Annotated in this window: 13 protein-coding genes; 2 read left to right on the top strand and 11 right to left on the bottom strand. The window is 72.1% G+C overall.

The window, feature by feature from the left end; all coding sequences use genetic code 11:
- The 5 genes from VNL12_RS19030 to argS all read right to left on the bottom strand — a co-directional run.
- On the bottom strand, positions 1-656 hold a 656-nt coding region (locus VNL12_RS19030), incomplete at its 3' end, for an alpha/beta fold hydrolase (RefSeq protein ID WP_325596672.1).
- 56 nt (positions 657-712) lie between these two features.
- Positions 713-1150 (bottom strand): hypothetical protein, encoded by a 438-nt coding sequence (locus tag VNL12_RS19025; protein WP_325596670.1) that lies wholly within the window; start codon positions 1148-1150, stop codon positions 713-715.
- Positions 1131-1508, bottom strand: a complete 378-nt coding sequence (locus VNL12_RS19020) for a hypothetical protein (RefSeq protein ID WP_325596668.1) — start codon at positions 1506-1508, stop codon at positions 1131-1133. The genes VNL12_RS19025 and VNL12_RS19020 overlap by 20 nt, the downstream gene beginning before the upstream one ends.
- Before the next feature lie 87 nt (positions 1509-1595).
- Positions 1596-1745 carry a hypothetical protein gene (locus VNL12_RS19015; protein WP_325596666.1) on the bottom strand — a complete coding sequence of 50 codons (150 nt, stop codon included), beginning with the start codon at positions 1743-1745 and terminating at the stop codon, positions 1596-1598.
- Positions 1746-2031: 286 nt separating this feature from the next.
- Complete coding sequence (argS, locus tag VNL12_RS19010; RefSeq protein WP_325596664.1) at positions 2032-3798, bottom strand: arginine--tRNA ligase; 1767 nt, start codon at positions 3796-3798, stop codon at positions 2032-2034.
- Positions 3799-3965: 167 nt separating this feature from the next.
- On the opposite strand from argS, the gene VNL12_RS19005 reads away from it, so the two are divergent.
- Positions 3966-4901 carry a DUF559 domain-containing protein gene (locus VNL12_RS19005; protein ID WP_325596662.1) on the top strand — a complete coding sequence of 312 codons (936 nt, stop codon included), beginning with the start codon at positions 3966-3968 and terminating at the stop codon, positions 4899-4901.
- Between the two features lie 291 nt (positions 4902-5192).
- A complete protein-coding gene (locus tag VNL12_RS19000) occupies positions 5193-5699 on the top strand; it encodes a hypothetical protein (protein WP_325596660.1) in 507 nt (168 codons plus the stop codon).
- 286 nt (positions 5700-5985) lie between these two features.
- On the opposite strand, the gene argH is transcribed toward VNL12_RS19000, so the two are convergent.
- From argH to argB, 6 genes are all read right to left on the bottom strand, one after another.
- The gene (argH, locus tag VNL12_RS18995; RefSeq protein WP_325596658.1) at positions 5986-7398 is read right to left on the bottom strand and encodes an argininosuccinate lyase; all 1413 of its coding nucleotides are present in this window, start codon (positions 7396-7398) and stop codon (positions 5986-5988) included.
- Between the two features lie 94 nt (positions 7399-7492).
- Positions 7493-8695 (bottom strand): argininosuccinate synthase, encoded by a 1203-nt coding sequence (locus VNL12_RS18990; protein ID WP_325596656.1) that lies wholly within the window; start codon positions 8693-8695, stop codon positions 7493-7495.
- Between the two features lie 7 nt (positions 8696-8702).
- The gene (gene argR, locus VNL12_RS18985; protein ID WP_325596654.1) at positions 8703-9215 is read right to left on the bottom strand and encodes an arginine repressor; all 513 of its coding nucleotides are present in this window, start codon (positions 9213-9215) and stop codon (positions 8703-8705) included.
- 135 nt (positions 9216-9350) lie between these two features.
- Positions 9351-10247 (bottom strand): ornithine carbamoyltransferase, encoded by an 897-nt coding sequence (gene argF / locus VNL12_RS18980; RefSeq protein ID WP_325596652.1) that lies wholly within the window; start codon positions 10245-10247, stop codon positions 9351-9353.
- The gene (locus VNL12_RS18975; protein ID WP_325596650.1) at positions 10244-11455 is read right to left on the bottom strand and encodes an acetylornithine transaminase; all 1212 of its coding nucleotides are present in this window, start codon (positions 11453-11455) and stop codon (positions 10244-10246) included. Before VNL12_RS18975 ends, argF begins: the two co-directional genes overlap by 4 nt.
- Before the next feature lie 127 nt (positions 11456-11582).
- On the bottom strand, positions 11583-12491 hold the full coding sequence (gene argB, locus VNL12_RS18970) for an acetylglutamate kinase (RefSeq protein WP_325596648.1): 909 nt from the start codon (positions 12489-12491) through the stop codon (positions 11583-11585).
- Between the last annotated feature and the right edge of the window lie 151 nt (positions 12492-12642).

Raw genomic sequence — 12642 nt, 5'->3', positions numbered from 1 at the left:
TGCTGGTTGATGAAGGTGACCGATGCGCGGATCAGCTCCGTGGGCCAGTCGTCGTGATCACCCTCACAGAACACCAGCCGCTTGCGGCGCCCCGGGATCGCGTCGAACACGGCCTGGGTGCCCTCGGTCGAGAAGACCTCGTCCTCGGTCTTGTTCAGCATCAGGACCGGCACGTGCTCGAGCTGGGACGCAGCACGGAGGAGCAGGGGCCGAAGGGGAGGGTCGTCGATGCCGCCACCGGTCGGGACCCCGCCCACCACGAAGACGGCCGCCTTCATCGACGGCATCGCGGCAACGGTCGGAAGACCGAAGATCGCGCCCATCGAGAAGCCGACGTAGGCCACGGCCGGACCGATCGACGAGAGCGCCTCGGCCGTCCTTCGCCAGTCGTGCACCATCGGGTCAATGGCGTTCGAGTGCCACTCTCGCGGGATGCCGGGACTGCTCTTCGGTGGCGTCCGCTCGCCGTGGTCGACGGCGTCGATGCACACCACCGCAAGCCCCGTTTGCTCTGCGTACTGGCGTGACAGGTCGACGAACCGCCGACCGTCCTTGCTGTGGGCGCCGCCGTGGCCGAGGAGCAGCAAGGCATCTGCGTCCGTGGCGGCGTACAGGTTCGCGGGGATCCCGTCGACCTCGATCCGCTCCTCCGACACGAGCCGACGCTAACTCGACGCGTCTGGTGGACCGCGCCGGCCAGGTCGGTACTGCGCTAGCGGTCCTGGCCGGGTGCGAGCGGTTCGAACCACACCGTCCGAGCCGACTCCGATCGCTCCTCGAACGGTCGTCCGGCCTGCTGCTGCAAGATGTGCACGGTCGCAGGCGTCGCGGTGGCGACGAACGAGCAGTGAGGGATCAACAGCACCTCGGCGTAGCACGAGTGGGGCAGGTCCCCTCGGAGCGGTCGGGGACGATCGAAGACCGAGAGCGGATCAACGTCGGGGAACCAATCCGTCGTCGATGACACCTTCCATCCCGACCGCCACCGCGTCAGGCGCGCCGTGCCGCCCAACATCCTCACCTCATCGACGATCGCCTTGCCGGCGGCCGCTCCGTCGAAGTCCGCTCGCCCGAGGATCCGTTCGACGAGGATCGGCATGACCGTCCTCGGATGGCGCACCACGAGCGGATCAGTCGATCGTCTGTTCATCGAACACGATCCTCCCAGTCTCTCGCAGGGTGTTGAAGGTGCCGAACGCCGAAGGCACGACGACGAGCTCCTCCCCCGCAAAGGGTACCCGGGCGCCGGCCAACGGGATCGGCTGGGGATGGCAGCCTTCGTCCAGCAGGCGAGCGAGAGCGACCTGATCGATGTCGATGCGAATGACGACGAGTGAGGCATCGTGCAGCGAGCCAAGGAAGATGGCGTCATCGAGTTCCGTCGCCAGGTAGAAGCACCCTCCTTCTGAGCCCGCCGACCGCTGTCGAGCAACGTCTCGATCGAGCGGTGCACCGTCGAGCAACTCGCGGGCAGAGAGCTCGACCGTCCCGTGGAAGTAGACGCGCATCGGAAGCCTCCTTCCCTGCTTGGCGGTCAGCACCCCTGCGACTCCAGCGGCCGCGCTCGCACACTGACGGGCGGGTGGCACGCCCGGTCAGGTGCCGGGGTGCCAGAGGGTCTCGACGTAGCTGGCTGCGAGGTCGGCCTCGATGACCTCGGCGGTGGCGTCGAGGCCGACGTGGTCGCGAAGATCCGGCCCGGCGAGGGGCGCTGATCGATCGCCAGCCAGCTGTCGGGGTGCCACAGCTGGCTGGCGGACGGCCTTGGCGCAGCAGGTACACCTCGTCGACGTCGATGCCCAGGGCCACGTTGGCTCTCGTGCCCGATGGCCGTCCCCGCCCTGGCCCGGCTGTCGAACGTGGCCACCCGCCCGACACCACCGCCCGCGCCTCGGACCGCGCCTGGGCCTCATCGCCCTCCTCGTCGCCGGGGGTGGGCCTGGTGCTGGGCGCCGGCACCGCCGGGGGACGGGCTCCTCCACCGGCCGACTCCCCGAAACTGTCCCCGGCGACTGACCGCGGCCGCCCGCCCTACATGCGGTCCAGGGCGCGGATGCCGAGCAGGTCGAGGCCGGTGGCCAGGGTGCGGGCGGTGAGGTCGGCCAGGACCAGGCGGCTGGCCCGGTCGGCGGGGTCGTCAGCCTTCAGCACCGGGCAGGCCTCGTAGAAGGTGGTGAAGGTCTGGGCCAGGTCGAACAGGTAGCCGCACAGGCGGTGGGGCTGGGTCGACTCTGCGGTCTGGCGCACCGCGCCCTCGAAGCCGAGGAGGGACATGGCCAGGGCCCGCTCCTGGGGCTGGCCGATCCGCAGGGCCTCGCCTGCGAGGTCAGAGACGTCGACCTCGCCCCGCCGGAAGATCGAGCGGATGCGGGCGTGGGCGTACTGCAGGTAGGGCCCGGTGTTGCCCTCGAACGCCAGCATCCGGTCGAAGTCGAGGACGTAGTCCTTCACCCGGTCGCTGGAGAGGTCGGCGTACTTGATGGCCCCGATGCCCACGGCGCGAGCCACCGCGTCGGCCTCGTCGCCCACCAGGTCCGGGTTGCGGTCGGTGATGGCGGCCGCGGCCCGGTCGACGGCGTCATCGAGCAGGTCGACCAGACGCACCGACGTCCCCGTGCGGGTCTTGAACATCTTGCGGTCGGCGCCGAGCATGTTGCCGAAGGGCACGTGTTCGGCCACCACGTCGTCGGGCAGCCAGCCCGCCATGCGGGCCACCGCGAAGACCATCAGCAGGTGGTCGCGCTGGGGGGCGCCGACGACATAGAGGATGCGATCGGCCCGGGTCTCGTCGACCCGGTGGCGGATGGTGGCCAGGTCGGTGGCGGCGTAGCCGTACCCGCCGTCGCCCTTGCGCACGATCATGGGCTGGGGCGCGCCGTCGCGTCCGGTGAACCCGGGGGGGAACACGCACTGGGCCCCGCCGTCGAGGACCAGCAGGCCCTGCGCGTCGAGGTCGGCCACGATGCCGGGCAGGGCGTCGTTGTAGGCGCTCTCGCCCACGATGTCGTCGGAGGTGAGGAGCACGTCGAGGCGGTCGTAGACGGTCTGGAAGTACCCGATCGACTGGTCGACCAGGATCGTCCACAGCCGCAGCGTCTCGGCGTCGCCGGACTGAAGGAGGACGACCCGGTTGCGTGCCCGTTCCTTCATCTCGTCGCGGGCGTCGAAGCTGGCCCGGGCGTCCTGGTAGAAGCGATTGAGGTCGCCGACCGAGAGCTCGGCCACGGCCTCCTCCTCGCCCACGTCGACGAGGTGCTCGATGAGCATGCCGAACGGGGTGCCCCAGTCGCCCACGTGGTTCTCCCGCACCACGTGGTGGCCGAGGTGGCTCAGCACCCGCACCAGGGCGTCGCCGATCACCGTCGAGCGCAGGTGCCCGACGTGCATCTCCTTGGCCACGTTGGGGGCCGAGTAGTCGACCACCACGGTGCCGGCGTCGGTGGCGGCCGCCAGGTCGAGCCGCGGGTCGGCCCACGCCCGGCGGGCCATCTCGACGACGGCGTCCTCGGTGAGGGTGATGTTCACAAACCCTGGACCCGCGACATCGAGCTCGCCGGCCAGGTCGTCCAGGTCGGCGGCCGCGACCACCTCGGCCGCCAGCTCGCGGGGGTTGCGGCCCAGCCGCTTGGCCAGGGCGAGGGCGCCGTCGGCCTGGAAGTCGGCCCGGTCGCTCCGGCGCACGGTGGGCGGGGCGGGAACGGTCGCGGGATCGGTGCCCACCGCCGCGCAGGCCGCGTCGCGCACCGCGGCGAAGGCGGGGGCGAGGCGGGTGGTCAGGACGGCGAGGGGATCGGCCACAGCGCATCGTCCGGCACCGCCGCCCCCAGGGTCAACTCCGTTCCCCCGGTGCGCCACCCGAGGTCCCGAACCGGGCCCCCAGGCCCGGTCGCGCCGCGGGGCTCAACAGACGGGTCGACGAGGCGGTCTCGGATTGGACTGTCACAGGGGGTCGTCACACTGGGGCGATGCGCCCGGACACACAGCACACCATCGCCGAGCGAGCCCGACAGCAGCTCGGCCCCGTCACCCGCTCACAGCTCAGAGACCTCTCGGTCTCCGACGATGCTCTCAGGCTGCTGGCGGCCAACCACCGCTTGCAACGTCTCACCAACGACGTGCTCCGCGTCGCCGGCGCGCCTCCGTCGTTCGACCAGAGAGTGCTCGCCGCCTGCCTCGACACCGGCGGGGTGGCGTCGCATCGGACCGCGGCACGACTCCACCGGCTCCACGGCTTCCAGCACGCGAGCACCGTCGAGGTAACCGTCCCGCGCCGGCGGCACCACGGTCGCAACCCGCTCGCCGTGGTCCACACCTCCACGAACCTCCCGCCCGACGACCGCGTCCATGTGGGCACGATCCCTGCGACCGGGGCAGCGAGGACGTTCATCGGGCTGGCGGCGCTGGTCCCGGAGGTTCCCGTCGAGGTCGTCCGGACGGCCCTGGGCGTGGCCGCCCGGGATGGCGTGGTGTCCGACCCGTGGTTGTGGTGGCGTCTGGAGCAGCTCAGGTGTCGCGGGCGCAACGGCGTCACCACCATGGAGCAGATCCTTCGGCGCCGCCAGCACCTGGGCCCCACCGAGAGCTGGCTCGAGCACCGCTTCATGGAGCTGCTGGACGCGGCGGGCATCGTGCTGCCTGCGGTCCAGCGGCGCATCCGCGTGCGAGGGAACTTCGTCGCCCGGGTCGACACCACCTACGAGGAGCGCCGGGTCATCATCGAGCTCGACGGCCATGCCAGCCACAGCACCCGCCAGCAGATCGACGCCGATGAGCGGCGGCGGACCCGACTCACCCTCGCCGGCTACACCGTGATCGTGTTCACCTACGACCACGTCGTCGCCGACCCGGCCTACGTCATCGACTCGGTCCGCGAGGCGCGGCGCTCCACCGCGGCGGCCTGACAGTGAGAAGCGGCGACCGTCATCGAGCCCGTTCTCGGTACAAGATCCGGTGACGACCTCAGGGTCCTGTACCAAGAACGGACGACAGGAAGCCGAAGATCGTTCTCGGTAGGAGATCCGGTGACATCCACTGGATCCTGTACCAAGAACGGTGCTGGTACCGCACCCCGGATGTCGTGGGAGAAGGGAGCCTCGTCACGATGTACAGTCCTACGAGCGCGCCCGACCCCACCCGGAGATGGGGGCGAGCCCCCAGTGCGGCGACGGGCCCCGTCGGCCAGAGTGGCCGACATGGACACCCACACCCCTGCGCCTCCACCTCGCGGCCGACGGGTGGCCCGGGCCGTGTTCGTCGCGCTCGGTCTGGCCCTGACCGCCGCCCTGGCCACCTGGGGTCTCATCGGGCCTCAGGGAGAGTCGGCTCGGGACGGCTCCGGCGAGGTCATCGTGGACGACGAGTCCTACGACTACGCGTTCCGGGCGCCGGACATCGACCCCGACATCGAGCGCGCCCTCGGGTTGATCGCCCTGGCGGTGACGCTGGGCGCCGCCGTCGTCGCACCGCGGACCCTCAACGCGGCGAAGAGCCTGACCGCCCGGCTCGTGCCGGTCGCGATGGCCGTCGGCGCCGGCGTGATCATCGGCGGCGGTGGGCGCATCATGACGGCGCCCGTGATCGGGGCCAACATCGGCGCCGGCCTCGTCATCCTCTTCGGCCTCCCCGCCGCCGCCCTCCTGCTGATCGCCGCAGGGGTCCTGGCCGCCCGATGGGCCAATGGTCCCCGTCCTCTCCCGTGACGACCTGGGTCACCTCCCGGTGGTGGCGAAGGCCGCCGCCCCCCTCACCGCCGCGAGCGGCGTCCGAGCGGGTCACCGGACCGTCGCCTCTGTCGCGCTCATGCGCCCGAGATGCGCCGAGCCGCGATTGAACGGACACCACCCTCCCTCGGGAAGGCGGGCGACATCCGCCGCCAGGTGGGTGCGGAAGCGGTCGAGCTGGGCTACCACCGCGACCGGGCCGCCCCCGCCGCAGGTGGATGCGACCCGTGACCGACACCCCAGGAGCGATGAGATCGAACGGACGTCACCCTCCGTCGGGAAGGCGGGCGACATCCGCTGCCAGGTGGGTGCGGAAGCGGTCGAGCTGGGCCGCCACCGCGACCGGGCCGCCTCCGCCGCGGGTGGTGCGGCGGGTGACCGGCACTCCCGGGGCGATGAGGGCGGCGGCCTCGGCGCCCAGGCGCTCATCGGCGGCGACGAGGTCGGCCAGGGCGCCCTCACCGGCCAGAGAGCGGCGCACCAGGTCGCCCACGACGGCATGCGCGTCGCGGAACGGCGTCCCCCGGGCGACCAGCCACTCGGCCAGGTCGGTCGCGGCCGCCGCCGGCGTGTCGGCCGTCGCGGCCATGCGCTCGAGGTCGAAGGTGGCGGTGCGGACCATGCCCTCCACCGCGGCGAGGCCCAGGCTCACCTGCTCGACCGAGTCGAAGAGCGGCTCCTTGTCCTCCTGCAGGTCGCGGTTGTAGGCGAGGGGCAGGCCCTTGAGCGTCACCAGCAGGGCGGTCAGGTTGCCGACCAGGCGCCCGGTCTTGCCCCGCGCCAGCTCGGCGATGTCGGGGTTCTTCTTCTGCGGGAGCATCGAGCTGCCGGTGGCATAGGCGTCGTCGAGGGTGACGAAGCCGACCTCCTCACTCGACCAGATCACCCACTCCTCCCCGAGCCGCGACAGGTGGATGCCGCACAGGGCGAGCACGAAGAGGGCCTCGGCCACGAAGTCACGGTCGCTCACCGCGTCGAGGGAGTTGTCGAAGACCGCCGCGAAGCCGAGGTCGGCGGCGGTGCCCTCGGGGTCGAGGGGCAGCGACGAGCCGGCCAGCGCACCGGCGCCGAGGGGCGAGACATCACCGCGCGCCCGGGCGGCGAGCAGCCGGTCGACATCACGGGCCAGGGCCCAGCCGTGGGCCAGCAGGTGGTGGGCCAGGAGCACCGGCTGGGCCTGCTGGAGGTGGGTGTAACCCGGCAGGTAGGCACCACCCGCGGCCTCCGCCCGCGCCAGGAGCGCCCCTTGGAGCGACACCACCCGGTCGGCCACCTCGGCCAGGGCCCGCTTGGTCCAGAGGCGCAGATCGGTGGCGACCTGGTCGTTGCGGCTGCGGCCGGTGTGGAGCTTGGCCCCCGCCGGCCCGGCCAGCTCGGTCACGCGGCGCTCGACCGCGGTGTGGATGTCCTCGTCGCTCGGGGCGAAGGCGAACGAGCCCGACGCCAGCTCGTGCTCCGCCGTGTCGAGCGCGCCGAGCACCGCGGCCGCCTCGTCGCCATCGAGCAGGCCGCCCCGCACCAGGCCTCGCACGTGGGCTCGGGACCCGGCGATGTCATCGGCGGCCAGCACCCGGTCGAACGGAAGCGACACCGTGAAGGCCATGAGCTCCTCGCTCGGGCCTCCGGCGAAGCGACCGTGCCAGAGCGTCCGGCCCCGCGCGCCACCATCGCCCGTCATCGGCCGCCCCCCAACCCCGAAACTGCGTACCTGAGTCGCGCCGGGCGCGACTCAGGTACGCAAGAACGGGTCGGGGTGGAAGGGTGCGGCGGCATCAGTCCCGGTCCCGGAGCACGCCCTGGCGGGCGGCCCAGGTCTCGATGCCCAGGCCCCAGAGGCGCACGAAACCGGCGGAGTCCTCGTGGCGGAAGGAGTCCTCGGAGTCGTAGGTCGCCAGGCCGTGGTCGTAGAGGGAGTGCGGGCTGCGCCGACCGGTGATCTTGGCGATGCCGGGCTCGAGGCGCAGACGCACGTCGCCGGTGACGAACTCCTGGCTGGAGTCGACGAAGGAGTCGAAGGCCTGCTTCAGCGGGCTGAACCAGAGGCCGTCGTAGATGAGCTCGGCGTAGCGGGGTTCGATGCGAGCCTTCTCTCGGTCGAGGTCGCGCTCGAGGCAGATCGACTCCAGGTCCTTGTGGGCCATGATCAGCGCCAGCGCCGCCGGGCACTCGTAGGTCTCGCGGCTCTTGATGCCCACCCGCCGGTTCTCGACCATGTCGATGCGGCCCCACCCGTAGGACCCGACGACGGTGTTGAGCTTCTCGACGACCTCGAGCATGCCGAAGCGCTCGCCGTCGATCGAGCGGGGCATGCCATGCTCGAAGCCGACCACCAGGTCGCGCGGCTCGGTCTCGGTGGGCTGGGTGAGGAGCCACACGCCCGGGGGCGGCACCGCCCAGGGGTCCTCCATCTCGCCGCACTCGATGGCCCGGCCCCAGAGGTTGTCGTCGATGGAGTACACCTTCTCCTTCGTCGCCTGGATCGGAATGCCGTGGTCGTAGGCGTAGTGGATCGAGTCCTCGCGGGTCATCCCCCAGCCCCGCACCGGCGCGATGACCTCGAGGTCCGGAGCCAGGGCGCGGGTCGAGACCTCGAAGCGGACCTGGTCGTTGCCCTTGCCGGTGCACCCGTGGGCCACGGCGTCGGCCCCGTGGTAGCGGGCCGTCTCCACCAGGTGCTTGACGATCACAGGGCGTGACAGCGCCGAGACCAGCGGGTAGCGACCCTCGTACATGGCGTTGGCCTTGAGGGCCGGGGCCACGAAGTCCTCGGCGAACTCCTGGCGCGCGTCGACGACGATGGCCTCGACGGCACCGGCGGCGCGGGCCCGGTGGCGCACGACGTCCCAGTCGTCGGAGGCCTGACCGACGTCGACGGCGAGGCACACGACCTCGACGCCGAGCTCTTCGATCATCCACTTCACGGCGACGGAGGTGTCGAGCCCTCCGCTGTAGGCCAGGACGACGCGCTTGGGCATGGGGTGGCTACCTCTCGTCTCGAGATGGGGTCAGTCCGGCCAGCTCGCGAAGGCGATCGGCCAGCGCGCCCGAAGGGCCGGTGGCGGGGCGATCCGGGTCACAGACCACGATGAACAGGGTGTCGTCGCCGGCGACGGTGCCGGCGACCTCGGGCAGGTCGGCTCGGTCGAGGGCGGAGCCCACGACGTGGGCCGAGCCCGGCGGAGTGCGCAGCACGACGAGGGTGTCGGTGGCCGCGACCTCGACGACCCAGTCGCCGAAGACGCGCCGCAGGTGGTCGTCAGGCGCGCGCTGGTCGTGGGGCAGCTCGGGGATGGCGTAGGCTGACTCGCCGTCACCGGTGCGGACCTTGATGGCACCCAGGTCGACGAGATCGCGGGACACGGTGGCCTGGGTCGACGTCACCCCCTCAGCCAACAGCAGGTCGACGAGCTGCTCCTGGCTGGTCACCCGGTGAGCGGCCAGCAGCTTGGTGATCACGTGCTGGCGTTGGGTGCGTCCCAGCTTCGGCCCGTTCACCGGTCTTCGCTCATCGGTGCGCCACATCCACCCGGCTGCTCATCACGAAGAGCGCTGGCGGCCCCGCACGCTCCGCCACCAGAGAGCCCGCACCGTCTGGTTCGCTCGCTGCGCTCGCTCATCGGTGCGCCTCGCTCACGGCCGGAGCCCGAGCAGCCACGCCAGCGTGCCGCGCGCCGCGTGGAGCCGGTTGGCGGCCTGGGGCCACACCCGCGACGCCGGACCGTCGAGGACCTCGTCGGTGACCTCCTCGCCCCGGTGCGCGGGCAGGCAGTGCAGGAACATGGCGCCGGGGCCGGCCTCACGCATCAGCGCGGCGTCGACCCGGTAGGGCTCGAAGCGCGGGCGGCGCGCCGCGGCTTCGGCCTCCTGGCCCATCGAGTACCAGGCGTCGGTGGTGACGGCGTCGACGCCCCGCACCGCCGCCGCGGGGTCGTCGGTGACCTCGATGGAGCCGCCGAGGTCCCTGACCCGGAGCAGGTCGGCGTCGCTCGGACCGTACCCGGCCGGGGCGGCGACGGTGACACCGATGCCGCTCATCGCCGCCGCCACGGCAAGCGACCGGGCCACGTTCGAGAAGTCGCCGACCCAGGCCACGGAGCGCCCGTCGAGACCCCCGGCCTCGAGCAGGGTGAGCAGGTCGGCGAGAGCCTGGAGCGGGTGGGCCCGATCCGAGAGCAGGTTGACGACGGGCACCGAGCCGGCCTGGGCCATGCGCTCGAGCACGGTGTGGTCGAACACCCGGGCACAGATGGCGGCGTGGAACTGCGACAGGGTGCGGGCCACGTCCTCGGCCGTCTCGCGCTCGTCGATGCCGACCTCGTCGGGGCGGACGTAGACCGGGTGCCCACCGAGCTGCACCACGGCCATCTCGGTCGAGTGCCGGGTGCGACCTGAGGGCTTCTCGAAGAGCAGCGCCGCGCCCCGTCCCTCCATGACCCGGTGCAGCGAGTGGTCCTGGGCCAGCGCGAGCACCTCGGCCAGCTCGGGCCGGGTGAGGTCGTCGACCTCGAGCAGGTGGCGCGGCGTCATGGCCCGACCCCGGCGAGGGCGTCGGCCAGCGCCACCCCGACGATGGCGACGGCCCGGTCGACCTCGTCGTCGCTCACGACGAGCGGAGGGGCGAAGCGCAGGGCGGTGGGGGTCACCGCGTTGACGATGAGCCCGGCGGCCAGGCAGGCGTCGGCCACCGGCTTGGACGCCAGCCCGTCGAGCTCGGCCGCGAGCAGCAGACCCATGCCTCGCACCGACGCGACCCCGGGGAGATCCGCGAGGGCGGCGGCGAGGCGCTCGCCCTGAGCGGCGGCGAGCGTGGGGGCGTCGAGGTCGACCAGTGCCGCGAGGGTGGCCCGGGCGGCGGCAGCGGCGAGGGGCTGGCCGCCGAAGGTGCTGCCGTGGTCGCCGGGCTCGAACACCTCGGCCACCTCGGCCCGCGCCCAGCACGCCCCGATGGGCACGCCGTTGCCGAGGGCCTTGGCCATGGTGACCACGTCGGGCACCACACCGAAGTGCTGGTGGCCGAACCACCGGCCGGTGCGACCGAGGCCGGTCTGGACCTCGTCGAACATCAGGAGGATGCCCCGCTCGTCGCACAGGCGGCGCACGCCCTGCACGTAGGCCGCGGAGGCCGGCTTGACCCCACCCTCGCCCTGCAGGGGCTCGAGGAGGATCGCCGCGACCGTGGGGTCGAGGGCGGCCTCGAGGGCTGCGAGGTCGTCCCAGGCGACGTGGCGGAAGCCCTCGGGCAGTGGCTGGAAGGCCTCGTGCTTGGCCGGCTGGCCGGTGGCGTGGAGGGTGGCGAGGGTGCGGCCGTGGAACGAGCCGAGGGCCGAGATCACGACGTGGCGGCCCCGGCCCCCGACGCGCCGGGCCAGCTTGATGGCGCACTCGTTGGCCTCGGCGCCGGAGTTGGCGAAGAACACCCGCCCGCGGGGCTCGGCCCCCGCCCAGCCGTCGGCCCAGCCCGGCGTGCCCAGCAGCCGGTCGAGCGTGGTGGCGACCTCGGGGCCGACCTGGTTGGCGAACAGGTTCGAGACGTGCAACAGCGTGCGGGCCTGGGTGCTCACGGCCTCGGCGACGCCCGGGTGGCTGTGGCCGAGGCTGCACACCGCGAGACCGGTCAGGAAGTCGAGGTACGACCCGCCCTCGTCGTCCCACACGGTGGTGCCCTCGCCCCGCACGAGGGTGACCGCCGGCGCTGCGTAGGTGGGCATGAGCGGCGCCGGCATGGCCGCGCTCATCGGTGCACCACGCCGTCGTCGACCACATCCGGCCTGGTACCCATAGCCGGGCACCGATGAGAGCGGAGGCTTCCGCATGCTCCGCCGTCAGAGAGCCCGCGCCGTCTGGTTCGCTCGCTGCGCTCGTTCACGAGGCTCCTCCGGCGACGCGGGTGACCATGGTGCCGACGCCCTCGTCGGTGAGCAGCTCGAGCAGCAGCACGTGAGGGATGCGGCCGTTCAGGATGTGGGCCGAGCCCACGCCGCCCTCCACCGCGGCGAGGGCGGCTTCGACCTTGGGGATCATGCCGCCGGCGATCACCCCCTCGGCGATCAGCAGGCGGGCCCGGGCCACCGAGAGCCGTGAGATCAGCGACGCCGGGTCATCCATCTCGGTCAGCACCCCCGAGACGTCGGTGAGGTAGATCAGCTTCTCGGCGTCGAGAGCCTCGGCGATGGCGATGGCGGCGGTATCCGCGTTGATGTTGAACGCCTGGCCCTGGCCATCGGCGCCGATGGTGGAGATCACCGGGACGAACGACTGGCCGAGCAGGGTGTCGAGGATGGTGCGGTCGACGTCGACCACATCGCCGACGTAGCCGAGCGAGGCGTCGCGCTGGGTGGCGACGATGAGCCCGGCGTCCTCGCCCGAGAGACCGACGGCCACCGGGATGTGGCGGTTGATGGAGCTGACGATGTCACGGCCGATCCGCCCGCCGAGCACCATCCGGGCGATGTCGAGCGTCTCGGCGTCGGTCACCCGCAACCCGTCGCGGAACTCCGTGGCCTTGCCCAGCCGGGCCAGCATCTCGCCGATCTGCGGCCCGCCACCGTGGACAACCACCGGCTTGAGGCCGACGGCCCGCAGCAGGACGACGTCGGTGGCGAACGACCGGGCCAGCTCCGGGTCGCCCATGGCGCTGCCGCCCAGCTTGACCACCACCGTGCGTCCGGCGAAGGCCTGGATGTAGGGCAGGGCCTCGACCAGGATCGCGGCTCGGGTCGCGGCATCGATGCCGTCGAGGTCGGGCTGCGGCTTGTCGACCGGGTTGGCCATGGCGCCATGGTATGCATAGGAGTGCATGTCCATGCAAACGGTGGTGGAGACTCCCACGGCGTCGGCCTAGCGTCGAGTAGGTGCCGGCCGTCCCGTCGATCGACCCGCAGCAGGCCCGGGGGCACCTCGCCGACCACCTGGGTTGTGACCC

The sequence above is a fragment of the Iamia sp. genome (genome assembly GCF_035575815.1).
Taxonomy (GTDB): Bacteria; Actinomycetota; Acidimicrobiia; order Acidimicrobiales; family Iamiaceae; genus Iamia.
The sequence above is the reverse complement of the archived record's forward strand: the minus strand, read 5'-3'. Positions and strand labels throughout refer to the sequence as shown.

Excerpts from the sequence above, each read along its gene's own strand:
- VNL12_RS19025 (WP_325596670.1), bottom strand. The coding sequence starts at position 1,150 with ATGAACAGACGATCGACTGATCCGCTCGTGGTGCGCCATCCGAGGACG.
- VNL12_RS19020 (WP_325596668.1), bottom strand. The coding sequence starts at position 1,508 with ATGCGCGTCTACTTCCACGGGACGGTCGAGCTCTCTGCCCGCGAGTTG.
- VNL12_RS19005 (WP_325596662.1), top strand. The coding sequence starts at position 3,966 with ATGCGCCCGGACACACAGCACACCATCGCCGAGCGAGCCCGACAGCAG.
- VNL12_RS19000 (WP_325596660.1), top strand. The coding sequence starts at position 5,193 with ATGGACACCCACACCCCTGCGCCTCCACCTCGCGGCCGACGGGTGGCC.
- argH (WP_325596658.1), bottom strand. The coding sequence starts at position 7,398 with ATGACGGGCGATGGTGGCGCGCGGGGCCGGACGCTCTGGCACGGTCGC.
- VNL12_RS18990 (WP_325596656.1), bottom strand. The coding sequence starts at position 8,695 with ATGCCCAAGCGCGTCGTCCTGGCCTACAGCGGAGGGCTCGACACCTCC.
- argF (WP_325596652.1), bottom strand. The coding sequence starts at position 10,247 with ATGACGCCGCGCCACCTGCTCGAGGTCGACGACCTCACCCGGCCCGAG.
- VNL12_RS18975 (WP_325596650.1), bottom strand. The coding sequence starts at position 11,455 with ATGAGCGCGGCCATGCCGGCGCCGCTCATGCCCACCTACGCAGCGCCG.
- argB (WP_325596648.1), bottom strand. The coding sequence starts at position 12,491 with ATGGCCAACCCGGTCGACAAGCCGCAGCCCGACCTCGACGGCATCGAT.